Source organism: Defluviimonas sp. SAOS-178_SWC, assembly GCF_039830135.1.
In the GTDB taxonomy this organism is placed as follows: Bacteria; Pseudomonadota; Alphaproteobacteria; order Rhodobacterales; family Rhodobacteraceae; genus Albidovulum.
This window is the reverse complement of record NZ_CP156081.1, coordinates 1068474-1091538: the sequence shown is the minus strand read 5'-3', so window position 1 is coordinate 1091538 and position 23065 is coordinate 1068474. Positions and strand designations below refer to the sequence as shown.

The following is a 23065-nucleotide window of genomic DNA, read 5'->3' as shown; positions in this document are numbered from 1 at the left end:
GGATCTCAGGCCGGCTCGAGCAGCCCCCGGCCCTTGAGGAGCGGCTCGACCCCCGGCATCCGCCCGCGGAACGCCGTGTACAGCGCATCCGCCTCTTCCGATCCGCCGGCGGACAGGATGTGCCGCTCGAGCCGCACAGCGGTCGCGGGATCGAAGGGATCGCCCGCCTCTTCGAAGGCGCCGAAGGCATCGGCATCCATCACCTCGGACCACATGTAGCTGTAATACCCCGAGGAATAACCGTCCCCGGCGAAGACATGGGCGAAATGCGGTGTCGCGTGGCGCATCCGGATCGCATGCGGCATGCCGATCCCGGCCAGGACCGCGCCCTGCACCGCCATCGGGTCTTCCGGCGCCGCGCCCTCGTGGAACGCCAGATCGACAAGCGCCGAGGCTACGTATTCGACGGTGCCGAATCCCTGGTCGTAGGTCGCCGCCGCAAGAAGCCGGTCGCGAAGCGCCGCCGGCATCGGCGCGCCGGTCCGCGCATGGCGGGCATGGGTATCCAGAACTTCCGGCACTTCCAGCCAGTGCTCGAAAAGCTGGCTCGGCAGTTCGACGAAATCGCGCGCCACAGATGTTCCGGAAATGAAACCGTAGGTCAGATCCGAAAGCATCTGGTGCAGCGCATGGCCGAATTCGTGAAAGAGTGTGCGCGCATCGTCCCAGGACAAAAGCGCCGGCTCGCCCGTCGCGGGCTTGGCGAAGTTGCAGACATTGACGACGACCGGGCGCTGGTCCTGCCCGAGCTTTCTCTGCTCGCGGAAGGTCGAGCACCAGGCACCGGACCGCTTCGACGCGCGGGCGAAATAGTCGCCGATGAAGACCGCGACATGCCGGCCGTCGCGCGTCACCTCCCAGGCCCGCGCATCAGGGTGGTAGAGGGTGACGTCGAGCGACCGGAAGCGGAGACCGAAAAGCCGGGTTGCGCAGTCGAAGGCCGCGCCGATCATCGCGTCGAGGCCGAAATAGGGCTTCAGCTCCGCTTCGTCGAGATCGTGCTCGGCCTTGCGCCGCTTCTCGGAGTAGTAGCGCCAGTCCCAGGCCTCGAGATCGCCGTTGACCCCGTCCTCATGCATCATCCGGGTCAGCACGTCCGCATCCGCCTCGGCCTTGGCCCGCGCGGGGGTCCAGACCCGCATCAGAAGGTCGCGAACATTCCCGGGCGTCTTCGCCATTTCGGGTTCGAGCTTGTAGGCGGCGAAACTGTCGTAACCGAGAAGCTTCGCCCGCTCTTCCCTGAGCTTCAGGATCTCCGCGGCAAGCGCCCGGTTGTCCGTCGCGCCGCCATTGGCGCCCCGGGCCACCCAGGCCTCGTACGCCACTTCGCGCAAGTCGCGGCGCGGCGAGAACTGCAGGAACGGCACGACGAGCGAGCGGTTGAGCGTCAGGACATGGCCGTCCTGCCCGCGCTCCTCCGCCGCCGCCCTCGCGCCCGCGACGACGAAATCCGGCAACCCTTCGAGGTCGGCTTCGGACAGGGGCAACGCCCATTCGCGTTCATCCGCCAGAAGATTCTGCGTGAAGGCCGTCGAAAGAACCGCAAGGCGTTCCTTCACCTCGCCCATCCGCTGCCGTCCCTCCCCGTCCAGGGCAGCGCCCGCGCGGACGAACATCCGCCGGTAAAGCTCCAGCACCCGCACCGCTTCCGCCGAGAGCCCAAGCCCCTCGCGCCCCTGCCAGAGCGCCTCGATCCGGGCGAAGAGCCCCGCATTCATCGTGACTTCGGAGGAGAACGCCGCCAACTTCGGCGCCAGATCGCGCTGCAGGGCCTCGCGCTCCGGCGTGCTGTCGGCCCCGGCAAGGTTGTAGAAGACCCCCGCCACCCGGTCGAGCGCGTCCTGCGACAGTTCAAGCGCCTCGACCATATTGGCGAAGCTCGGCGCCTCGGGATTGCCGGCGATAGCCGCGATATTCGCCCGCGCCTCGACAAGGGCGGCGTCGAAGGCGGGGGCAAAATCGGCATCGCGGATCGCGGCGAAGGGCGGCAGGGCGAAGTCGCCCGTCCAGGGGGAAAGCAGCGGATTGATCATGGCGGTCTCCTTTGCCGCGAAAGCTAGGCCCGTGGATTGGAATTGACCAGAACCCCGCCCCTTCTTCTGTTCGAAAACACTCCCGCAGGCGGCCGGGCCGAGGGGGCTCGACGCCCCCGAGGGCCGTCATCCCCCGCAGACGGCGCAGGACGGGCTGCGCTTCAGCTTGATCTGGCGGCTCTCGCCGTAAAGCGCGTCGTAGATGAACATCCGGCCCCTCATCCCCTCTCCCGCCCCGGTGATCTCCTTGATCGCCTCGACCGCCATCATCGCGCCGACGACGCCCGGCAGCGCGCCCATCACGCCAGCCACTGCACAGGCGGGTGCCAGACCGTCGGCGGGGCGCTCGGGGAAGATGCAGGCATAGCACGGCGCCCCGTGCGCGGGATCGTAAAGGCTGATCTGCCCTTCCCATTGGGTGATCGCGGCCGAGATCAGCGGCCTTTTCGCCGCCACCGCCGCCTCGTTTACCATGTATCGCGTGTCGAAACTGTCCGATCCGTCGAGGATCAGGTCATATTCGGCAAAAAGCGCCGGCGCCTCGGCCCCGGTCAGCCGCCGGTTGTAGGGCTTGACAGCGATATGCGGGTTGAGGGCTTTCATGGCCATCTCGGCCGAGAACACCTTCGGCATCCCGATCCGGGCATCGGTATGGATCACCTGGCGCTGGAGGTTCGAGTTCGACACCGTATCATCGTCGATCACCCCGATCGTGCCGACACCGGCCGCGGCAAGATAGAGAAGCGCCGGCGACCCGAGCCCCCCGGCCCCCACGACCAGCACCTTCGCCTCCTTCAAGCGGCGCTGACCCATCCCACCCACTTCGCGCAACACGATATGCCGGGCATACCGGTCCAGCTCCGCCTCGGAGAACACGGAGCCCGCCACCGGTTCCGGCGCGACCGCCCGCGCCCTCAGCCGCGCCAGACCGGCACGATAGGCAAGTACGAGCGCGACCCCGATCCCGAGCGCGCCCCAGGCCCGCGCATCGCCGCCGAGCATCCGCGTCAGCGCATGTCCGGACGGCAGCGTGAGATGCGCGAGAAGCGCCCCGGCCCAGAGGATCGCCAGCATCCCGAGGATGACGCGCCAGGGAACCCGGAGGACAAGCCCGACCGCCATCACCGCCGCCGCGATCAGAAGCACGATCATTGCTGCCCCGTCGAGCCGAACCCGCCCGCCCCCCGTGCGGTCCCGTCCAGGCCCGACGCCTCCGCGAAGACGGCGCGGATAACCGGCGCGACGATCATCTGCGCGATCCGATCCCCATGCCCGACCACGAAAGGATCGGGCCCGAGATTGATCAGCAGCACGCCGAGCGGCCCGCGATAGTCGCTGTCGATCGTCCCCGGCGTATTCGGCAGCGAAATCCCGTGCTTCAGCGCAAGGCCCGACCGCGGCCGGATCTGCATCTCGAACCCGTCGGGAATCGCCACGCGCAACCCGGTCGGCACGACCCGCCGCTCCATCGGCCGCAGAACAAACCCCGTCTCCCGCTCGGCTTCGGGAAGGTTTGCGCGGATGTCGGCACCTGCCGCGCCAGCCGTCTCGTAGGATGGCAGCGGCACCGTCGGGTCGGCCCATTCCTCGCGCAGAACTGCGATCACCGGCGCCATGCCATGTCCCTTCATCTTGTCTCAAATATCCCCGCCGGAGGCATCCGCCGCCTCGGCCTATCCCAACGCCGCGGCGATGCCCGCCGCGAGCCGCCGCGCCACCTCGTCCTTCGGCAGGCGCGGCCATTCCTCGGCGCCCTCGGCGGTGATCAGCGTCACGGCATTCTCCGTGCCGCCCATGATCCCGGTCGCCGGCCGCACGTCGTTCGCGACGATCCAGTCGCACTGCTTCCTTGCCCGCTTGGCGCGGGCATGGGCGATGACATCGTCCGTCTCGGCGGCGAACCCGACGACGAGCTTGGGACGGCCCGGCGTCATCTGCGCCACCGTGGCGAGGATGTCCGGGTTCTCCGCGAAATCGAGCGCCGGCGCCTTGCCCGACGCATCCTTCTTCATCTTCGACGCGCTCGCATGCGTCACCCGCCAGTCCGCGACGGCGGCGGCGAAGACCGCCGCCTCGGCGGGCAAGGCGGCCTTCACCGCTTCCAGCATCTCGATCGCCGTCTCGACACGCACGACCTCCACGCCGCCCGGTGGCGGCACGCTCGCCGGGCCGGTCACGAAAGTCACCCGCGCACCGAGATCGCGCAAGGCCCGCGCCAGCGCGGTTCCCTGCGCCCCCGAGGAACGGTTGGCGATGTAGCGCACCGGGTCGATCGGCTCATGCGTCGGGCCGGAGGTCACGATCACATGCCGGCCCGCCATCGGCCCGTCGCCCATCGCCGCCTCGATCGCGGCTACGATCCCCAAGGGCTCCGCCATCCGCCCTGGCCCGTATTCGCCGCAGGCCATGTCGCCCTCATTGGGGCCGACAAAGCGGACATCGTCGGCCCGCAGCGTCGCGATATTGCGTTGCGTCGCCCGGTGAAGCCACATCCGCACGTTCATCGCCGGCGCGATCAGCACGCGCTTGTCGGTCGCCATCAGAAGCGTCGAGGCGAGGTCATCCGCATGCCCCCCCGCCATCTTCGCCATCAGGTCGGCGGTGGCCGGGGCGACGACCACCAGATCGGCGGCGCGGGACAGTTCGATATGCCCCATCTCGGCCTCGTCGGTCAGGTCGAAAAGGTGGCCGTAGCATTTCCCGCCGGCGAGCGCGGCCACCGACAGCGGCGTCACGAACTCCTCCGCCGCGCGGGTCAGGACCGGCGTCACCGCTGCCCCGCGCTCCCTCAGCCGCCGGATCAGGTCGAGCGACTTGTAGGCCGCGATGCCGCCGCCGATGATGAGAAGGATGCGCTTGCCCGACAGCATGAGGATCTCTCCGGTTTCCCGTCCCAAGGATTAGGCCCGCCCCGCCCCGATGACAAGCGGCGCGGGGATCATCACGAGCCGTGATGAGGAGGGACACGAATATGAACGTGCGCAACGGCGCCGGCGGCTCTAGCGTGCCGGCGGAACGGAGGCATCCATGACCTATCATCTCGCCATCGGCGATCGCACCTATTCCAGCTGGTCGCTACGCGGCTGGTTACTCTTCGAAAAATTCGGGCTTCCGGTGACATGCCACACCGGCGTTCTCTATACGCCTGACTTCGACCGGCTCCTGGCCGGGTTCGCGCCCGCGCGGCTCGTCCCGGCGATGCGGACGCCCGAAGGCTGGGTGGTCGGCGAGACCCTGGCGATGGCCGAAACCCTCGCCGAACGCCACCCCGAAGCCAGGCTCTGGCCCGAGGATCCGGCGGCGCGGGCGCTCGCCCGCTGGATCGCGGCCGAGATGCATGCGGGCTTTTCCGACCTGCGCGGCGATTGCCCGATGAACCTCGCCAAGAGCTATGTCGACAGCGCGCCACGACCTGAAGTTCTTGCCGATCTCGCAAGGCTGGAGGCGCTCTGGGCCGAGGCGCGCGGCCGCTTCGGCACCGGCACGCCCTGGCTTTTCGGCGCCTATTCGGCGGCGGACGCCTTCTTCGCACCGGTCGCGGCCCGGATCGCCACCTACAACCTGCCGGTCTCGGACGCGGGCGCGGCCTATGTCGCCGCCCATCTGGCCGATCCCGCCTTCCGGCGCTGGCGGGCGATGGGCTGGGCCCAGCACTACGAGCAGGCTTTTTACCGCAAGCCTTTCGCGGAACGCCCTTGGCCAGGCCCGGCACCGCGCGCGGCCGAGATCGCCGACGGCCCGTCCGAAAACGGCGCCTGCCCCTATTCCGGCAAGCCGGTGACGGATTTCCTGCAGTTGGACGGTAAGGTCTGGGGCTTCTGCAATCCCTTCTGCCGCGACAAGACGCTGGCCGATCCCGAAGTGTGGCCCGCCTTCATGGCGATGGTCGCGCGTTAACCATTCCTAAACCCTGTCTCTGCTAGCCGTTAACCAAAATTAAGGGGACGGCTCATGGTGGCGCGCACCTATACGGTGGCCTTCGAAGGGGTGGAGGCGCGGATCGTCGAGGTGCAATGCGCCGTCGCGGCGGGGATGCCGGCCTTTTCGGTCGTGGGCCTGCCCGACAAGGCGGTCTCCGAGGCGCGCGACCGGGTCCGCGCGGCACTGACGGCGATGTCGATCGCGCTGCCCTCGAAGCGGATCACCATCAACCTTTCGCCCGCCGACCTGCCGAAGGAGGGTTCGCATTTCGACCTGCCGATCGCGCTCGCCCTTCTCGCCGCGATCGACATCGTGCCCCGGGAAGAGGTCGAGGCGACGGTGGCGCTCGGGGAACTCTCGCTCGACGGCCGCCTCGTGCCGGTGATCGGTGCCCTCCCGGCCGCCATGGCGGCGGCGGAGGAAGAGCGCGTCCTCCTCTGCCCGAAAGCCTGCGGGCCGGAAGCCGCCTGGGTCGGCGCGACCCCGGTGATCGCGGCGGCGACCCTCGCCGACGTGCTGCGTCACTATACCGGACAGGCACCGATCACTCCGGCGACACCGGGCGAGGTCCGGCGCGATCCCGCCGCGCGGGATCTGCGCGACGTGAAGGGCCAGGAACGCGCGAAGCGGGCGCTGGAGATCGCTGCGGCGGGGCGGCATCACCTTTTGATGGTCGGCACGCCCGGTTCCGGAAAGTCGATGCTGGCGGCGCGGATGCCGGGCATCCTGCCGCCGCTTTCGGCCGTCGAGGCGCTGGAGACGTCGATGATCCACTCGCTCTCCGGCCTTCTCGACGAGGGCGGGATCAGCCGCACAAGGCCGTTCAGGGAACCCCACCACACCGCCTCGATGGCGGCCATCGTCGGCGGCGGGCGCGGGGCAAAACCGGGCGAGATCAGCCTTGCCCATAATGGGGTCCTCTTCCTCGACGAGTTCCCCGAATTTCCCCGCGCGGTACTGGAAACCCTGCGCCAGCCCATCGAGACGGGTGAGGTCGTGGTTGCCCGCGCCAATGCCCATATCCGCTATCCCTGCCGCTTCCTTCTCGTCGCCGCCGCCAACCCCTGCAAATGCGGCTACCTCACCGATCCGGCGCGGTCCTGTGCCCGGGTGCCGCAATGCGGCGAGGACTATCTCGGCCGCATCTCCGGCCCGCTGATGGACCGGATCGACCTGCGCGTCGAAGTGCCGCCCGTGGCCTATACCGATCTGGATCTGCCGGATTCCGGCGAAGCCTCCGCCACCGTCGCCGAACGCGTCGCCGCCGCCCGCGAGACGCAAGCGGCGCGCTTCGCGGACCACAACGACATCCGCGTGAATGCCGATGCCGAGGGGCGGCTTCTGGAAGAGGTCGCGACCCCGGACAGCGAAGGCCGCGACCTGCTGGCCAAGGTCGCCGAACGCTTCGGCCTGTCGGCGCGCGGCTATCACCGCGTGTTGCGGGTCGCCCGCACCATCGCCGACCTCGCCGGGTCGCAAGAGGTGCGCAAACCTCACGTGGCCGAGGCGGTCAGCTATCGGCTCAGCGTGCAGGCGGGGCGCTAGGCGCGCTTCGCCTCGATCACTTCCCAGATTTTCCTGGCGGTGTTGGTGCCGTCGAAGCGCTCCAGTTCCTGGATTCCGGTGGGCGAGGTCACGTTGATTTCCGTCAGCCAGTCGCCGATCACGTCGATGCCGACAAAGATCTGCCCCTTGTCGCGCAAAGTGGGGCCGATCGCGGCACAGATCTCGCGGTCACGGTCCGTCAGCGCCACCTTCTCCGGCCGGCCACCGACATGCATGTTTGACCGTGTCTCGCCCTCGGCCGGAATTCGGTTGATCGCGCCGACCGGCTCGCCGTTCACCAGGATCACGCGCTTGTCGCCCTTCACGACGGCGGGCACGTATTTCTGCGCGATCAAGGGCTCTCGGTTGATGCCGATGAAAAGCTCGTGGAGCGAGGCGAGGTTACGGTCATTCGGGTCGAGCCGGAAGACGCCCGCGCCGCCGTTGCCATAGAGCGGTTTCAGGATGATGTCGCCATGCTCGGCCTTGAAGTCGCGGATCGTGGCGAGGTCGCGGGCGATCAGCGTCGGCGGCGTCAGACCGGGGAAATTCAGGACCAGAAGTTTCTCGGGGTAGTTGCGGACCCAGAACGGGTCGTTCACCACGAGCGTCTTCGGATGGATCATGTCGAGAAGATGGGTCGTGGTGATGTAGCCCATGTCGAAGGGCGGATCCTGACGCAGCCAGACCACGTCGAACTCACCCAGATCGACCTCGGTTTCGGCACCGAGGGTGAAGTGATTGCCCTTCTCGCGCCGCAACTCCAGCGGCCAGCCACGCGCCAGCACCCGCCCCTCGCGATAGCTGAGCCGGCCGGGCGTGTAGTAGAAAAGCGAATGCCCCCGCTCCTGCGCCTCGATCGCGATGCGGAAGGTCGAATCGGCATCGATATTGATGCCCTCGACCGGGTCCATCTGAATTGCGACCTTGAGTGCCATGCGCGCCTGCCCTTTCGTCTTCAACCGGGCACGATTGATGACCGAGGTGGGGACGGGATGCAATCCGCGATCAGAAGCCGATGGCGTTCTCGATGATGTCAATGCGGCCGGTGCCGTCGACCAAGGCGACGTCAAACCGCATCTCGGTGTCCTGGCCGCGAGGCTCATTGCCGAGGAATTCCGAGGCTGCCGCGCAGAGTCGCGCGATCTGTCGGGCCGAGAGGTGCTCGGCGGCAGCGGCGAAGGTTGCCGCACTTTTCACCTCGATGAACACCACACGGTCGCCGTCGCGCGCGATCAGGTCGATCTCCCCTCCCCGCCCGCGCCAGCGCCGCGCGGCGATGTCGAATCCCCGACGCCGGTAATGCGCCTCGACCTGGTCTTCGGCCACGCGCCCCCCATGATGGGCGACCGCCCCCCTTACCCGTCGCCGGCGAGTTTCAGCGCGATCTGGTAGACCTGCCGGCGCGGAAGCCCCATCGTCTCCGCCACAAGGGCCGCCGCATCCTTCGTCGAGTGGCATTCCAGCGCCTTTCTCAGCTCCGCCTCGATTTCGGCGGGATCGGCCACGCGCTGCCCCGCCCGGTCGATCACGACGACGATCTCGCCGCGAACGGCCCGGTCCGCATAGGCCGCCGCCAGTTCGGCGAGCGAGCCGCGCGTGACCTCCTCGAAGCGTTTGGTCAGTTCCCGGCAGATCGCGGCCTGCCGGTCCTCTCCGAAACTTTGCGCAAGATCCCCTAACAAAGCCTGAAGCCTCTTGGGAGATTCGTAGAGGATGAGCGTCGCCGGGACGGCCGCAAGCTCCGCCAGCCACTGGCGCCGCTGGCCGCCCGATGTCGGCGGAAAGCCCGCAAAGAGGAACCGGTCGGATGGCAGACCCGAAACCGTCAGTGCCGCCAGGACCGCCGAGGGTCCGGGCGCCGCGATCACCGGATGCCCGGCCGCGACGGCGGCGCGGCCAAGCTGGAAGCCGGGATCCGCGACGAGCGGCGTGCCCGCCTCCGACGCATAGGCGACGGACTTTCCTTCGGCCAGCGCGGCGACAATCTTCGGCCGGACACGTTCGCCGTTGTGATCGTGGTAGGCCCAGAGCGGCCGGTCGCCGAGCGCCACGCCATGAATGTCCATCAGATGCCTGAGCGTCCGCGTATCCTCGGCCGCGATCACGTCGGCGGTGCCGAGGATATCGAGCGCGCGCAGGGTGATGTCGCGCGCGGCCCCGATCGGCGTCGCGACGAAATAGAGCCCGGGGGCCAGCGCCTGTCCTTGGCCGGTCATTGCCGTCCCCTCGCTCCTGCGTTTACTTCGCGCGGCGGAACGCCTAGTCTCGCCGCCATTGTTCGCCCCGTACCCCGGACCCGAGATCGAGACCCTAGACCCCAGAGTTGAGGATCGTACCATGTTCAACCTTTTGAGTACCCGCCGCAAGGCTCTGACCCGGGCCGCGCTCGTCGCGGCCGCCTTCGCGCTTGCCGCCTGCGAACCGATGCCGTCGGGCCGTGGCCCCTCCATCGACGCGGGCGCGCCGGTTCAGGTTGCGCTGATCCTGCCTGGCGGTTCGGGCAATTCCGGTGACGAGGTTCTCGCGCGAAACCTCAAGCAGGCGGCCGACCTCGCTATCGCCGACCTTGACGGGGTGCAGATCGACCTGCGCGTCTATAACGCGGGGTCCGATGCCGGCACGTCGGCCGCGATGGCGCGGCAGGCGGTCGACGACGGCGCCAAGATCATCCTCGGACCGGTCTTCGCCGAGGCCGCGAACGCGGCGGGTGTCGCGGTCGCCGGGACGGGTGTCAACGTCCTGTCATTCTCCAACAACACCGACATTGCCGGCGGCAACGTCTTCGTCCTCGGCCCGACCTTCCAGAACACCGCGAACCGCCTCGTCTCCTACGCCGCCCGTTCCGGCAAGGGCCGGATCATGATCGTCAAGGACCAGACCGCCGCCGGCGACCTTGGAAGCCGGGCGATCGGTATCGCCGCCCAGCGTTCGGGCGCGACCATCGCCGGGACGGCGTCTTACGCATTCTCGCAACAGGGCGTGATCGACGCCGCCCCCCAGATCGCCGCACAAGTGCGGAGCTCGGGGGCGAACGCGGTCTTCTTCACCGCGGACTCGGCCGGCGCGCTTCCCCTTCTCGCGCAGCTTCTGCCCGAAGCGGGCGTCAATTCCCAAACCGCGCAATTCGTCGGGCTCACCCGCTGGGACATCCCCTCGGCCACGCTGTCGATGCCCGGGGTTCAGGGCGGCTGGTTCGCCCTTCCCGATCCCGGCCTCGCGGGCCAGTTCCAGTCGCGCTTCATGGCCGCCTACGGCGAAAGCCCGCACCCGATCGCCGGCCTCGCCTATGACGGAATCGCCGCCATCGGCGCCCTCGCCAAGGGCGGCAAGACCGGCGGGCTCAGTGCCGCGGCGCTGACGCAAGGCTCCGGTTTCGCCGGCGTGAACGGGGTCTTCCGGCTCCTGCCCGACGGCACCAACGAACGCGGCCTCGCCGTCGCGCAGATCCAGAATGCACAGGTGGTCGTGATTGATCCTGCCCCAAGAAGCTTCGGTGGCGCGGGCTTCTGAGCCCGCGACCAGCGTCGCGCCCCGACCTCCGGTTCCCGCCGCCATCGGCGACCATACGATCTTCGACACCGCCAGCTTCGGCGCGGGTCTTCGCATACGCTTGGCCGAGGCCGAGGATACCCGCGCCAAACGGGCGCTGATCGTCGAGGCGCTGGCGACGGCGCGGGCCGAGGTCCTCGCCCTCATCGCGGCCGATTTCGCCGAACACCCACGCGCCGCCCACGCGACCGTTCGGGCCTATGCCGCGCTGATGGACGCGACGATCGAAATCGTGTTCCAGCTGGTGAGCGAGGTGCTCCACCCGCTCGCCACTCCGACCGAGGGCGAACGAATGGCGGTCCTTGCCGTCGGCGGCTACGGGCGCGCCGAGATGGCGCCGCATTCCGACGTCGACCTGCTTTTCCTCACACCCTGGAAGATGACCCCCTGGGCCGAGAGCGTCATCGAGTCGATGCTCTATATCCTTTGGGACCTCCGGCTGAAGGTCGGGCATGCCAGCCGCACCGTGAAGGACTGTCTGCGCCTCGGGCGCGAGGACTACACGATCCGCACGGCCCTTCTCGAGCGCCGCTTCCTTATCGGATACCAGCCGCTCGCTGCGGAGCTGCGAAAGAAACTGCGCAACGACCTTTTCAAGGGCACCGGCGCCGAGTTCATCGAGGCGAAGCTGGCCGAACGGGCAGACCGGCACAAACGGCAAGGTGGCCAGCGCTATGTGCTGGAGCCAAACGTCAAGGAGGGCAAGGGTGGCCTGCGGGATCTGCAAACGCTCTACTGGATCGGCAAGTATATCCACGGCGTGCGGCAGGCGGCGGAACTTGTCGATCAGGGCCTGTTCCGGCGCGAGGAGTACCAGACCTTCGCGGCGGCGGAGGATTTCCTCTGGGCGGTGCGCTGCCAGCTTCACCTGATCACCGGGCGCGCCAACGACCAGCTGACCTTCGACCTTCAGGTCGAGGTGGCGAAGCGCATGGGCTACACCGACAGCGGTGGCCGCCGCGCCGTCGAACATTTCATGCAGGACTATTTCCGCCACGCGACCCATGTGGGCGAACTGACACGGGTCTTCCTGACTGCGCTCGAGGCGCGCCACGCGAAGCGCGAGGCGATGCTCGTCGGGCTCCTTCGCCGCCGCAAGAAGATGCGTGAGGGTTACCGGATCGACAACGGCCGGATCAACATCTCCAACGCCAAGGCCTTCCAGACGGACAAGCTCAACCTCCTGCGGATCTTCGAGGAGGCATTGCGCACCGGCTATCTCATCCACCCCGATGCAATGCGGGTCGTCACCGCCAATCTCGACATGATCGACGACGAGATGCGCGAGGACCGCGAGGCGACGCGGATCTTCCTCGACCTGATGCTGAAGCACGGGAATCCCGAGCGGGCGCTCAGGCGGATGAACGAACTTGGCGTGCTCTCGGCCTTTATCCCGGAATTCGAGCCGATCGTGGCGATGATGCAGTTCAACGTCTACCACCACTACACGGTGGACGAACACACGATCCAGACGATCTCCACCCTCGCTCAGATCGAACGTCACGAACTGATCGAGGAATTGCCGCTCTCGTCGTCGATCCTCGACGCGGGCGTGAATCGGCGCGTCCTTTATGTGGCGCTCCTGCTGCACGACATCGGCAAGGGCCGCACCGAGGATCATTCCATTCTCGGTGCCCGTATTGCCCGCAAGGTCGCCCCGAGGCTCGGGCTCAATGCCGAAGAGTGCGAGACGGTGGAATGGCTGGTGCGCTACCACCTCTTCATGTCCGACATGGCGCAAAAGCGCGACCTGTCGGACCCGCGCACGGTGCGCGACTTCGCCAAGGTGGTGAAGACGCGGAAGCGCCTCGACCTTCTGACGGTGCTGACGGTCTGCGACATCCGCGGCGTCGGGCCGAATACCTGGAACAACTGGAAGGCGATGCTTCTCCGCCGTCTCCACTCCGAAACGGCCGAAGCGCTCGAAGCCGGGCTGGAAAACGTCAACCGCGCCAAGCGGCAAGACGAATCCAAGCGCGCCCTGCGCGAGGCCCTGACGGACTGGGATGCAAAGGAGGTCCGACGCGAGACGGCGCGGCACTACGATCCCTACTGGCAGGGGCTTTCGACCGACACACACAAGATTTTCGCGGAGCTTCTGCGCGACATTCCCGACGATGCGATCCGCGTCGATATCAAGCCTGACCCCGACCACGACGCGACGCGGGCCTGTTTCGTGCTGGCCGACCATCCGGGCATCTTCTCGCGGCTGGCCGGCGCTTTGGCGCTTGTCGGCGCCAACGTCGTCGATGCGCGCACCTATACGTCGAAGGACGGCTATGCGACGGCCGTCTTCTGGGTGCAGGACAGCGAGGGCCACCCGTATGAGACGGACCGCCTCCCGCGCCTGCGCGGGATGATCGAAAAGACACTCAAGGGTGAGGTCGTGGCCCGCGACGCGCTCAAGGACCGCGACAAGATCAAGAAGCGCGAGCGCCAGTTCCAGTTCCCGACCCACATCACCTTCGACAACGAAGGCTCCGAAATCTACACGATCGTCGAGGTCGACACCCGCGACCGGCCCGGGCTTCTTTACGACCTCACGCGGACGCTGGCCGCGAACAACATCTATATCGCCAGCGCGGTGATCGCGACATTCGGCGCGCAGGTCGTGGACACGTTCTATGTCAAGGATATGTTCGGTCTGAAGCTGCATACGAAATCGAAGCAGGAGAGCCTGGAGAGGAAGCTCCGGCAAGCGATCGCCGAAGGCGCCCAACGGGCCCGCGGCGAATGAAGCCGATCCGGTTGATACGCGGCTTCCTGACGGTGGGGGCCTGGACCTTGCTGAGCCGCATCGTCGGCTTCGTCCGCGACGTGCTGATCGCCGCCTATCTTGGCACCGGGCCGGTGGCCGAAGCGTTCCTTGTGGCCTTCACGCTGCCGAACATGTTCCGCCGCTTCTTCGCCGAGGGCGCCTTCAACACCGCCTTCGTGCCGCTCTTTTCCAAGAAGCTCGAAGCAGGCGAAGACCCGAAGGGTTTTGCCGAGGATGCCTTCGCCGGCCTCGCTTTTGTCGTGCTTCTCGTCTCCATCGTCGCGATGGTGGCGATGCCGTGGCTGGTGCTCGCCATGGCCAGCGGTTTCGCCGGGGACGAGCGTCTGCCGCTCGCGGTCGAATACGGGCGGATCTGCTTTCCCTACATCCTCTTCATCTCGCTGACCGCCCTTCTGTCAGGGCTTCTGAACGCCGGCGGTCGGTTCATCGCGGCGGCCGGGGCGCCGGTCCTTCTCAACGTGATCTTCATCGGCGCGATGGTGACGGCGGACTGGTCCGGCTGGGACATGGGGCTGACGATGGCCTGGGCGACGCCCGTCACCGGCCTTGCCCAGCTTGCGCTCGTCTGGATCGCGGCCGCGCGGATGGGCTTCCCGCTGCGCCTGAAACGCCCCCGGATGACACCCGATCTTCGCCGTCTTCTGACCATTGCCGGACCTGCGGTTCTGGCTGGCGGCGTGGTGCAGATCAATCTTCTCGTCGGACGACAGGTCGGCAGCTTCTTCGAAGGCGCCATTGCCTGGCTTTCCTATGCCGACCGGCTTTATCAACTGCCGCTCGGCGTTGTCGGCATCGCCATCGGCATCGTGCTTCTGCCCGACCTCTCGCGCCGGCTGAAAGCCGAGGACACGTTCGGCAGCCGCTATGCGCTGAGCCGCGCGACGGAATTCGCCCTGTTCCTCACCGTGCCGGCCGGGGTGGCACTGATGGTGATCCCGCTGCCGCTGATCGCCGTCCTCTATGAACGCGGGGCCTTCACCGGGGCCGACAGCGCGCCCACCGCGCTGGCGCTCGCCGTCTATGGCGCGGGCCTACCAGCCTTCGTCCTGCAAAAGGTGTTGCAGCCGCTCTACTTCGCACGCGAGGACACGAAGACGCCGTTCCGCTTCGCCGTCTGGTCGATGGTGATCAATGCGGGGCTTGCCATCGGCCTCGCCCCCTTCCTCGGCTTCATCGCCGCCGCGCTCGGCACCACGCTGGCCGGCTGGGCGATGACGGCGCAACTCTGGCTCGGAACCCGGCATATGGGGGATGCCGCCCGCGCAGACGACAGGCTGCGCTCCCGCCTGCCCCGCACCATCGCGGCGTCAGTCGTGATGGGGCTGTTCCTCTGGGGGGCCGAGACCGCACTCGCCGACCAGCTCTCCTCCCACGGCCACCGCTACTGGGCGCTTGCGGTGCTGGTTCTGGCCGGAATGGCCGTCTACGGCGCCACCGCCTACCTTCTCGGCGCCTTCCGGATCTCGGACTTCCGCTCGGGACTGTCGCGTCAGCGCTGACGGATCAGCCGGAGCAGATGTGCCGGGCCGCCGGGGCCCACGACGAAGGACAGAAGGAAACCGGCGCCGAAGCCCGCAAGATCGGCGATCCAGTCCGGCGCCCCGCCGAAAAGCGCCCCGAACACAAGCTGGATGCCAAGAAGGAATCCGATCAGCGTGAAGGCCCGCGCGCGGTTCGCATGCGCAGCCCCGAGCCGCGCCCAGAGGATGAAGGTGAAGGCCCCGATCAGGCCGTAAGCCCCCGGATAGGCGCCGTAAAGTGCCATCCTGAGCCCCGGCACCAGCGAATAGGCAAGTCCGCCCGCAATGACCGCGCCCAAAAAGACCGTGAGCACCGACCAGAACCCGTAGACCTCCCCCACGAACTTGCCGAGCGCGAGGATGAAGACTGTGGCAAAGATCGCGTGGGTCAGGTTTCCGTGGACGAAGGCATAGCTGACGAAGCGGATCACATAGTCCAGGCTGAACTGCCCCGTGGCGATCATCTGGTCGAGCATCTCGGGCGACAGAGCGAAGCGCTGGAGCGCGTCGCTGCGCCAGCCGATCGCGTCCGGGCCACCGGCGAGCCCCATCGTGCCGGCGTTCAGCACGACTTCCATCGCGACGATGGGCAGCACCAGAAGCCAGACCACCGGCGGGAGGGGATTGACCGGCGTCTCGTCATAGCCTGGCCGCATGGCGCTCTCCTTGTTGACGGGGCATTCCCCCTGCGATACGCGAGCGGGACAGAAAATTCCAGACGCCTGAACCCGAGGGGACGGTCATGACCGACGCCGCCAATGCCAGTTTCAAACCGCGCATCTTTTCCGGCATCCAGCCGTCGGGCGGGCTGACGCTCGGCAACTACCTCGGCGCACTGAAGCGGTTCGTGGAAAAGCAAGACGAGGGGATCGAAACGATCTACTGCCTCGTCGACCTTCACGCGATCACGGTCTGGCAGGACCCCGAGCGCCTGCGCGCCCAGACGCGCGAGGCGGCGGCAGCCTTCATCGCGGCGGGCATCGACCCCACCCGCTCCATCCTCTTCAACCAGAGCCAGGTCTCGGCCCATGCCGAGCTTGCCTGGATCCTCAACTGCGTCGCGCGCATCGGCTGGATGTACCGGATGACGCAGTTCAAGGACAAGACAGCCGGCAAGAACGCGGAGAACTCCTCGCTCGGGCTTCTGGCCTATCCCTCGCTGATGGCGGCGGACATCCTGCTTTACCACGCAACCATGGTCCCTGTGGGCGAGGATCAGAAGCAGCACCTTGAGTTGACCCGCGACATCGCCGCGAAGTTCAACCACGACTACAAGGTGGATTTCTTCCCCATCACCGAGCCCCTGATCGAGGGTGCGGCGACGCGGGTGATGAGTCTGCGCGACGGCACGAAGAAGATGTCGAAGTCCGATCCTTCGGATGCGAGCCGCATCAACCTGACCGACGATGCCGATGCCATCGCGCAGAAGATCCGCAAGGCCCGGACCGATGCCGAACCGCTGCCCGAGACGCTGGCCGAACTGAAGGACCGGCCCGAAGCACGCAACCTCGTCAACATCTACGCCGCCCTCGCCGGCGAGGCGCCCGAGGCAGTGCTGGAACGCTTCGCGGGCCACGGTTTCGGCGCCTTCAAGCCCGCGCTGGCCGAGCTTGCGGTGGCGACCCTGGCGCCGATCTCGGGCGAGATGAAGCGGCTGATGGCCGATCCGGCCGAGATCGACCGCACGCTTGGCGAGGGCGCCGAGCGCGCCGATGCGATCGCACAGCCGATCCTCGCGCAGACGCTCGACATCGTCGGGATGATCCGGTCGCGAGCGGATTGAATTCAGCAAACCGCCGGCCCACAACGAAACTGAACCTGTTAATCCTGCCCCAGCGAGGTCACCTGCCCGGACCTATAGCGACATGGAAGATCGGAAATTCCACCGACCGGTAGAAATCGTCACAAAGCTGCGGACAACGTATCAAAAAAAGTGTCCAGAACGGCGACTGTCTGCATGGCTGGCTGGAAGATTGAAAGGTCTTCGGAAAGCCGCACAACCTCCATCACCGCCTGGCAACCGAATGCACCGCCAATTGCAAGATAGCAGGCCGCCCCCCCCCCCGGCCTGCGTGATCCCATATCCCAGGAGGGGATCACGAAGTGCTTTCCACTGACAACGAAACTCGATAGGTAACATCGAAATCGGTCGGTGTATCAATGACAAGTGCGAACCCTCCCGGTTTCGCCACCGAGAACACTCTATGGATACGGGTTTTGTCAGACAAACCTCATCGCTTGGATAGTAGGTTCCCCAACTTGAAGGGGACTGTCTTCATTGTGACATACGGACGGTCGGGTTCGACGCTTCTGCAGAAAATCGTTCAGACCATACCTGACAGCCACTTCGTCGGCGAGAACCACAATCTGATCGAACAGATCTGGAACACGGCGCGCCGGGCGTGGCTGATAAAGAATACGTGGGGACGGGAAGAGCAGCCCTCCAGCCATCCGTGGTACGGCGCCGACAAGGTACGGCCGGTCCGCTTCGTCGAAGGTCTCATCGACGCCTTCATCGACCACATCCTTCAGCCCCCGGCGACCGTACGCTGGTTCGGCTTCAAGGAAATCCGTTACAATGCGTTCGGTGATGATTTCCCGGAAGTTCTCGATTTTATGGCGCGGCATTTCAAGAATGCGCATTTTATCTTCAATTCACGCAATGCGCACGATGTCGCCAAATCCGCCTGGTGGAAAGACTGGCAGACCGAAGAAGTCGTAAAGATGGTTGAAACGATGGATATGCGGTTTCGCGCCTACTGCGAAGCACATCCGGAAACGACGTTCCATGTGAGCTACGACACACTCGTTAAAGACCATTCGGTGGTCAGAGCCCTGTTCGAAAAGTTTGGCGAACCCTGTGACGAAGAAACTTATGAAAGCATCTTTGCAACCCAACTGACACATTGACCACTTCGGCCAAGTCTTCGTCGCCACTCTTGAGGATCGGGCGAGTGCAATTGTCGATCCTCAGGCGCGGCCTGGCGTTTTGGAGACCATTTCGATACCCGGCCGAAATGCAATACCCTCGGCTATCGCCCGATAGATCCGTCGGCGCAACGTCCATGCGACGTTGTTGCCCCGCATTTGGCGGTGAACCTGGTATGCGAACGCCAGGACGCCCGGCCAGCCCTGCTCCCGCCGGCGGAAGGAGGTTTCGTTCCGGGCGCCGTAGCGGAATTTCCATAGGTTTTGCTCGTTCACCAGACCGTAGTTGACACCTTTGTTCTCGGGGGTGTCGTGGATGATGATACTGTTAGGGCAGAAGATCCCGGGGTATGACTTCGCGATGCGCTGCGTATATTCGGCATCGTCGTACCAGATGAAATAATCCTTGATCGGCAATCCGTGCTTTTCCACCGCCCATCGGGGGATGAGTACGGAAACGAAGGAGCAGGACCTGACCAGAAAATAAGGCGTCTCGGCCGAGTAGAAACGCGGCCAGTCCCAGACCGGGCCGGGGGTGTTCATTTCGCACAAGGTGCCGTCGATCCACTTCACCTGGGAGCAGGCGAAGCTCGGCCGCCAGCGGAACCGTTCCTCGAAATCGGATATCCCATTCAGGAGGATCTTTAGCGCGTCGGGTTCTGGATACGCGTCGTCGTCCATGATCCAAAGGAAATCGACGCCGAGTTCGTAAGCCTGTTTCATGCCCGCATGGAAGCCGCCCGCGCCACCGACGTTCTCGGGCAGGCGGACGTAGCGCAGCGTGTCGTCCGCCTTGGCCGCGACGACATCGCCGGTATCGTCGGTCGACGCATTGTCGATCACATAGATCGCATCCGGGCGCACCGTCTGCGCCATGACCGCGTCGATCACCTTGGACAGCTTTTCCGACCGGTTGAAGGTCACGATGACCGCAGCCGTCGCATTCTTGAGAGCCATCTTATCCGTTGCTCCTCTTCGGTGCCGCTTGCGGGCGGTCTTCGGTTCGCGCGGCCTCCGCGGCCGCTGCTCTGTAGATGGGCATCAGAACGTCTTCCGATGCGGGATCGCTCGCCAAGGCCGAATAGGCTCGGTGCAGTGTCTCGACCTGACGCGCGAGGAAGTCCTGATCGCTCCACAGCCGATCCACGATTTCGATAAGCCTGCGCAGCGCTTTCGCCGGTTCGCGCGGCAGCAGAAGGTCCGGCGGGACGATCTCAGCCTGCCCGCCAACGTCGCTGCTGACGGGAATCGCACCGTGTTCGACCGCTTCGTAACAGACGAGCGCGAGCCCTTCGTTCGAGGACGGCAGAAGAAGAAGATCCGATTGACCGAGAAGCGCCGGAACATCGGCATTGGCGGGGAACCGGCGGACAATGTCGTGAAGCTTGTAGCGACGGACCAGACGGTCGCAGGCAGCCGCGAACGGCCCATCGCCGACCATGTTGACAGCCAGTTTCACGTTCCTCTTTCGCGCCCAGCCGGCAAGCGCCTTCATCATGAGCACCGCGAGAACCGGCCGCTTCTGATAGTAGAGCCGGCCGACGAATGTCACGGCGAGGCTGTCCCTGCCCGCTTGCATCCTGGCGGGCGGAGGCGCGGCGACTTCGGTACCGTCCCCCTGCCGACGCAGCATGCGCCCGAGTCTGACCTTGCCCACGGGAACGTTGAAACGCCCGACATACATTTGTTGAAGCTGGCGGCTGATGGCGTGATGGACATCGATGAAGTTCGTCCATACGCCTGAAACCCGAGCGTAGCCCCCATCCGCATACTCGATTATGTGGGTCGAATCGATGACCTTCACCCAGGGCGCGACGACGCGAATGTGTGCCAGTGCTCCGTAAAGCGGCGTGCAGTGGTGGATATGAATCAACCGCACATTTTCCTGCGGCAGGAACCGTTCCAGGAAAGCCGGCCAGTCCCCGTGGGGCAGATACCGGTCCAAGCGCAGAAAGGTGACCTCGTCCGGAAGCCGGTCCCTGAGCCGGTGCTGGGCCGGCGTGGAGGCGACGACAAAAACTCGAAGCCCGGCCGCGAGAGCCCAATGAATCGTATCGAAGGCAAGCGCCTCCGCCCCCCCGACCTCGAGCCAGTGAACGCCTACGAGGATTGCAGGAGCGGCCTCGGAAGGGGTCACTGCATTGCTGTCTGCGCCCAAAACGCCGTCACGCTCCAACGCCCGAACCGTCTGAGAGCCGATCTGTCGTTGCAGGGGCGACCAGAGATGGCGACGGCTGCGCCGCTCTTGCACCCTTTCGGTGAAATAACGCAGTTGTTCATATCGTTTCGGAGACAGGGCGTAGATCATCCGCAAAACCCGACCGCGAGGCGACCAATCCGGTTCGGTTTGGGTGGCTTCGCCGTGTGTCGGACGTCGCGGAATCGTCACACGAACCGCGACGGTTTCGGGATAGGCCCCTGCACTGGAGGCGTCAGGTTGCCGTTCGACGCATCCGAGAAACCCGTCGGCATGATCGGCCGGATCGAAGTGCATGTTGGCGCTCATACGCACGGCAGTGCCGATGGCCGGGTCTTTTCCCTCACGGAGCAGCAGCCTGATCCGTTTTCCGGGAAACAGCACCGAATAGATCTTGAAAACCTCTGCAATCTCGGACCGCACGTAGTCCTGCAAAGATTTTACTGGAGGAGTATCCGACGCAAACATCACCGTGACCGATCCATCTTGTTTTGCTCTTGCACTAGAACGGGGCCACTTCCGTGCTTCGCCCATCTTTGCCCGAATTGAAAGACCCCAAGACAGACCCGAACCCGCCCCACACCGCACCCCGACCTTTCGTCAGAGGCCGATGGTCCGTACCAGAAGGGATCGGCCTGGCTGGGCAACGTGCCTTTGAAGGTCATCACCGCCCCTCCCCTAGAGCGGCGCGGTCACGAACGCCGGCAGCCGGGCGCCTTGCGATGCGCGCTCGGAAAAAGCGCGCGCAGTATCGAGCGCTTCGCGGATCGTCACATCCATATCGAGATAACGGTAGGTGCCAAGCCGGCCGACAAAGGTGACACCTTGTGTCGCCTGAGCCAGCGCCACGTAATCGCCAAGAAGCGCTTTCTCCGCAACCATCCGGATCGGGTAATAAGGGATATCGCCCGGCGCGCAGGCCCTCGAGAATTCGCGATAGCAGACGGAACGCTCGTGGCTTTCCCACGGCGCGAAATGCTTGTGTTCGGTGATGCGGGTATAGGGCACGGACACCTCGCCGTAGTTCATCACCGCACAGCCCTGATAGTCGCCATCGCAGGTGAAGCGCTCGAAATCGAGCGTGCGATATCCGAGATAGCCAAGCTCATAGCCGAACCATCCGTCGAGCGGGCCGGAATAGAAGACGTGATCGTAAGCAGCAGCGTCGGATCGGTCGAACAGAGTGTCGAGATGCACCGTGATGGCCGGATGGTCGAGGATGCGCTCGATCATCGCGGTATAGCCATTCTCGGGCATGCCCTGGAACTTGTGAAAAAAGTAATTGTCGTCATAGTTGAACCGCACCGGCAGGCGCTTGAGGATCGACGCCGGCAACTCTGTCGGAGAGCAGCCCCACTGCTTCTGGGTGTAGCCTTTGAAAAACGCTTCGTACAAGTCCGGCCCGACGAAGCGGAGGGCTTGCTCCTCGAAGGTCTGCGGGTCGGAAATCGAGGTGTCGGCCTGATCTTCGATGAACGCGCGCGCCTCGTCCGGGCGCATCGTTTTGCCGTAGAACTGGTTGATCGTGTGCAGGTTCACCGGCAGGGAATAGACCGCCCCGCCCGAGGTCGTCTTGACCCTGTTCTTGTAGGGCAGAAACGTCTCATACCTGTTGACGTAGTCCCAAACCTCGGCATCGTCCGTGTGGAAGATGTGCGGGCCGTAGACATGGACCAGCACGCCGGTTTCGGCGTCGCGTTCGGTATGGCAGTTGCCTGCGACATGGCTGCGGCTTTCGACGATCGTCACGCGGTGTCCGGCCTCGGCCAAATACCGTCCGATCACCGCACCCGATAGGCCGGCGCCAACCATGAGAAGATGCATGCGTGTCTCTTTGTAGCGGAATATACGGCCCGCTTCTTTCATAGGCTACGGCTGGACACAACCGCAAGCGGCATCGCATCAAGCCCCGGCGGGGCAGTCAGCGCATCGCCGCCTGATGCGCCGCGATCGCCTCTTCCAGATCGGGGTAATAGCGCAACCGCCCGCCCTCCAACAATATGCCCGAATCGCAGAATTCACGGATCTGCGCCATTTCGTGGCTGACCAGGATCGCGCCGGACTGCTGCATGCGTTCTTTGAACACCTCCTTGCTCTTGCGCCGAAACGCGGCATCGCCAACGGCGGTCACCTCATCGACAAGATAGGTGTCGAACCGGATCCCCATCGACGCCCCGAACGCCAGCCTCGACCGCATTCCCGAGGAATAGCTGCGGATCGGCATGTGAAAATGCTTCCCGAGTTCGGCGAAATCGTCGACGAACGCGATCAGGCTTTCAGTATCGACCCCGTAGATACGGGCGATGAAGCGAACGTTCTGCGCGCCCGTCAGATCGCGATGGAACGATCCGCCAAAGCCGACGGGCCAGGAAATCGTGCCGTCGGAGACGATGCGCCCGCTATCGGGCCGTATCGAGCCAGCGATCATCTGCAGGAGCGTCGATTTCCCCGCCCCGTTACGCCCAAGCAGGGCTAATGCCGTTCCTGTCGGCAAGGTGAGAGACAGATTGTCGATCACGACTTTCCGGCTGTCCCTTACGCGATAAGTTTTGCAAAGGTTTTCGAACCGTATCATCGCCCTATGAATACC

General features: G+C 65.4%; 19 protein-coding genes. 7 read left to right on the top strand and 12 right to left on the bottom strand.

Annotation, left to right across the window (positions count from 1 at the left end):
* Positions 1 to 5: 5 nt before the first annotated feature.
* From V5734_RS06195 to coaBC, 4 genes are all read right to left on the bottom strand, one after another.
* Entirely contained in the window at positions 6 to 2033 is a 2028-nt protein-coding gene (locus tag V5734_RS06195; RefSeq protein WP_347312632.1) for a M3 family metallopeptidase, read from the bottom strand.
* Between the two features lie 126 nt (positions 2034 to 2159).
* A complete protein-coding gene (locus tag V5734_RS06190) occupies positions 2160 to 3185 on the bottom strand; it encodes a HesA/MoeB/ThiF family protein (RefSeq protein WP_347312631.1) in 1026 nt (341 codons plus the stop codon).
* A complete protein-coding gene (dut, locus tag V5734_RS06185) occupies positions 3182 to 3649 on the bottom strand; it encodes a dUTP diphosphatase (protein WP_347313584.1) in 468 nt (155 codons plus the stop codon). Before dut ends, V5734_RS06190 begins: the two co-directional genes overlap by 4 nt.
* Before the next feature lie 57 nt (positions 3650 to 3706).
* Complete coding sequence (gene coaBC / locus V5734_RS06180) at positions 3707 to 4903, bottom strand: bifunctional phosphopantothenoylcysteine decarboxylase/phosphopantothenate--cysteine ligase CoaBC (protein ID WP_347313583.1); 1197 nt, start codon at positions 4901 to 4903, stop codon at positions 3707 to 3709.
* A gap of 157 nt (positions 4904 to 5060) precedes the next feature.
* On the opposite strand from coaBC, the gene V5734_RS06175 reads away from it, so the two are divergent.
* Both V5734_RS06175 and V5734_RS06170 read left to right on the top strand, forming a co-directional pair.
* Positions 5061 to 5930, top strand: coding sequence for a glutathione S-transferase (locus tag V5734_RS06175; protein WP_347312630.1), 870 nt, complete (start codon positions 5061 to 5063; stop codon positions 5928 to 5930).
* 54 nt (positions 5931 to 5984) lie between these two features.
* Positions 5985 to 7499, top strand: a complete 1515-nt coding sequence (locus V5734_RS06170) for a YifB family Mg chelatase-like AAA ATPase (protein WP_347312629.1) — start codon at positions 5985 to 5987, stop codon at positions 7497 to 7499.
* Here the strand turns inward: V5734_RS06170 and gshB are convergent.
* From gshB to rsmI, 3 genes are all read right to left on the bottom strand, one after another.
* Positions 7496 to 8437: a glutathione synthase gene (gene gshB, locus V5734_RS06165; protein WP_347312628.1), complete on the bottom strand. Its 942-nt coding sequence runs from the start codon at positions 8435 to 8437 to the stop codon at positions 7496 to 7498. The two genes, V5734_RS06170 and gshB, sit on opposite strands and share 4 nt — an antisense overlap.
* Before the next feature lie 70 nt (positions 8438 to 8507).
* Entirely contained in the window at positions 8508 to 8828 is a 321-nt protein-coding gene (locus V5734_RS06160) for a YraN family protein (protein ID WP_347312627.1), read from the bottom strand.
* A 29-nt stretch (positions 8829 to 8857) separates the two neighbouring features.
* Complete coding sequence (gene rsmI / locus V5734_RS06155) at positions 8858 to 9718, bottom strand: 16S rRNA (cytidine(1402)-2'-O)-methyltransferase (RefSeq protein WP_347312626.1); 861 nt, start codon at positions 9716 to 9718, stop codon at positions 8858 to 8860.
* A gap of 121 nt (positions 9719 to 9839) precedes the next feature.
* Between rsmI and V5734_RS06150 the strand changes: the two genes are divergently transcribed.
* The 3 genes from V5734_RS06150 to murJ are packed head-to-tail and all read left to right on the top strand — an operon-like array spanning position 9840 to position 15329.
* The gene (locus V5734_RS06150; RefSeq protein WP_347312625.1) at positions 9840 to 11012 is read left to right on the top strand and encodes a penicillin-binding protein activator; all 1173 of its coding nucleotides are present in this window, start codon (positions 9840 to 9842) and stop codon (positions 11010 to 11012) included.
* Positions 10996 to 13788 (top strand): [protein-PII] uridylyltransferase, encoded by a 2793-nt coding sequence (locus tag V5734_RS06145; RefSeq protein ID WP_432759668.1) that lies wholly within the window; start codon positions 10996 to 10998, stop codon positions 13786 to 13788. The genes V5734_RS06150 and V5734_RS06145 overlap by 17 nt, the downstream gene beginning before the upstream one ends.
* On the top strand, positions 13785 to 15329 hold the full coding sequence (gene murJ, locus V5734_RS06140) for a murein biosynthesis integral membrane protein MurJ (RefSeq protein ID WP_347312623.1): 1545 nt from the start codon (positions 13785 to 13787) through the stop codon (positions 15327 to 15329). The genes V5734_RS06145 and murJ overlap by 4 nt, the downstream gene beginning before the upstream one ends.
* On the opposite strand, the gene V5734_RS06135 is transcribed toward murJ, so the two are convergent.
* The gene (locus tag V5734_RS06135) at positions 15320 to 16006 is read right to left on the bottom strand and encodes a rhomboid family intramembrane serine protease (RefSeq protein ID WP_347312622.1); all 687 of its coding nucleotides are present in this window, start codon (positions 16004 to 16006) and stop codon (positions 15320 to 15322) included. The genes murJ and V5734_RS06135 overlap by 10 nt on opposite strands.
* 86 nt (positions 16007 to 16092) lie before the next feature.
* Here V5734_RS06135 and trpS point away from each other — a divergent pair, with 86 nt between their 5' ends.
* A complete protein-coding gene (trpS, locus tag V5734_RS06130) occupies positions 16093 to 17133 on the top strand; it encodes a tryptophan--tRNA ligase (RefSeq protein WP_347312621.1) in 1041 nt (346 codons plus the stop codon).
* Positions 17134 to 17630: 497 nt separating this feature from the next.
* Positions 17631 to 18260 (top strand): sulfotransferase, encoded by a 630-nt coding sequence (locus V5734_RS06125; RefSeq protein WP_347312620.1) that lies wholly within the window; start codon positions 17631 to 17633, stop codon positions 18258 to 18260.
* A 60-nt stretch (positions 18261 to 18320) separates the two neighbouring features.
* Here the strand turns inward: V5734_RS06125 and V5734_RS06120 are convergent, their stop codons facing one another.
* The 4 genes from V5734_RS06120 to V5734_RS06105 all read right to left on the bottom strand — a co-directional run bounded on the left by V5734_RS06120 (position 18321) and on the right by V5734_RS06105 (position 23050).
* Positions 18321 to 19202, bottom strand: coding sequence for a glycosyltransferase family 2 protein (locus V5734_RS06120; protein ID WP_347312619.1), 882 nt, complete (start codon positions 19200 to 19202; stop codon positions 18321 to 18323).
* A gap of 34 nt (positions 19203 to 19236) precedes the next feature.
* On the bottom strand, positions 19237 to 20910 hold the full coding sequence (locus V5734_RS06115; RefSeq protein WP_347312618.1) for a glycosyltransferase: 1674 nt from the start codon (positions 20908 to 20910) through the stop codon (positions 19237 to 19239).
* A gap of 243 nt (positions 20911 to 21153) precedes the next feature.
* Positions 21154 to 22299 carry a UDP-galactopyranose mutase gene (glf, locus tag V5734_RS06110; RefSeq protein WP_347312617.1) on the bottom strand — a complete coding sequence of 382 codons (1146 nt, stop codon included), beginning with the start codon at positions 22297 to 22299 and terminating at the stop codon, positions 21154 to 21156.
* A 97-nt stretch (positions 22300 to 22396) separates the two neighbouring features.
* Positions 22397 to 23050 carry an ABC transporter ATP-binding protein gene (locus V5734_RS06105; RefSeq protein ID WP_347312616.1) on the bottom strand — a complete coding sequence of 218 codons (654 nt, stop codon included), beginning with the start codon at positions 23048 to 23050 and terminating at the stop codon, positions 22397 to 22399.
* Positions 23051 to 23065 lie beyond the last annotated feature (15 nt).

Excerpts from the sequence above, each read along its gene's own strand:
- V5734_RS06195 (WP_347312632.1), bottom strand. The coding sequence starts at position 2,033 with ATGATCAATCCGCTGCTTTCCCCCTGGACGGGCGACTTCGCCCTGCCG.
- V5734_RS06190 (WP_347312631.1), bottom strand. The coding sequence starts at position 3,185 with ATGATCGTGCTTCTGATCGCGGCGGCGGTGATGGCGGTCGGGCTTGTC.
- dut (WP_347313584.1), bottom strand. The coding sequence starts at position 3,649 with ATGGCGCCGGTGATCGCAGTTCTGCGCGAGGAATGGGCCGACCCGACG.
- coaBC (WP_347313583.1), bottom strand. The coding sequence starts at position 4,903 with ATGCTGTCGGGCAAGCGCATCCTTCTCATCATCGGCGGCGGCATCGCG.
- V5734_RS06175 (WP_347312630.1), top strand. The coding sequence starts at position 5,061 with ATGACCTATCATCTCGCCATCGGCGATCGCACCTATTCCAGCTGGTCG.
- V5734_RS06170 (WP_347312629.1), top strand. The coding sequence starts at position 5,985 with ATGGTGGCGCGCACCTATACGGTGGCCTTCGAAGGGGTGGAGGCGCGG.
- gshB (WP_347312628.1), bottom strand. The coding sequence starts at position 8,437 with ATGGCACTCAAGGTCGCAATTCAGATGGACCCGGTCGAGGGCATCAAT.
- rsmI (WP_347312626.1), bottom strand. The coding sequence starts at position 9,718 with ATGACCGGCCAAGGACAGGCGCTGGCCCCCGGGCTCTATTTCGTCGCG.
- V5734_RS06150 (WP_347312625.1), top strand. The coding sequence starts at position 9,840 with ATGTTCAACCTTTTGAGTACCCGCCGCAAGGCTCTGACCCGGGCCGCG.
- murJ (WP_347312623.1), top strand. The coding sequence starts at position 13,785 with ATGAAGCCGATCCGGTTGATACGCGGCTTCCTGACGGTGGGGGCCTGG.
- V5734_RS06135 (WP_347312622.1), bottom strand. The coding sequence starts at position 16,006 with ATGCGGCCAGGCTATGACGAGACGCCGGTCAATCCCCTCCCGCCGGTG.
- trpS (WP_347312621.1), top strand. The coding sequence starts at position 16,093 with ATGACCGACGCCGCCAATGCCAGTTTCAAACCGCGCATCTTTTCCGGC.
- glf (WP_347312617.1), bottom strand. The coding sequence starts at position 22,299 with ATGCATCTTCTCATGGTTGGCGCCGGCCTATCGGGTGCGGTGATCGGA.
- V5734_RS06105 (WP_347312616.1), bottom strand. The coding sequence starts at position 23,050 with ATGATACGGTTCGAAAACCTTTGCAAAACTTATCGCGTAAGGGACAGC.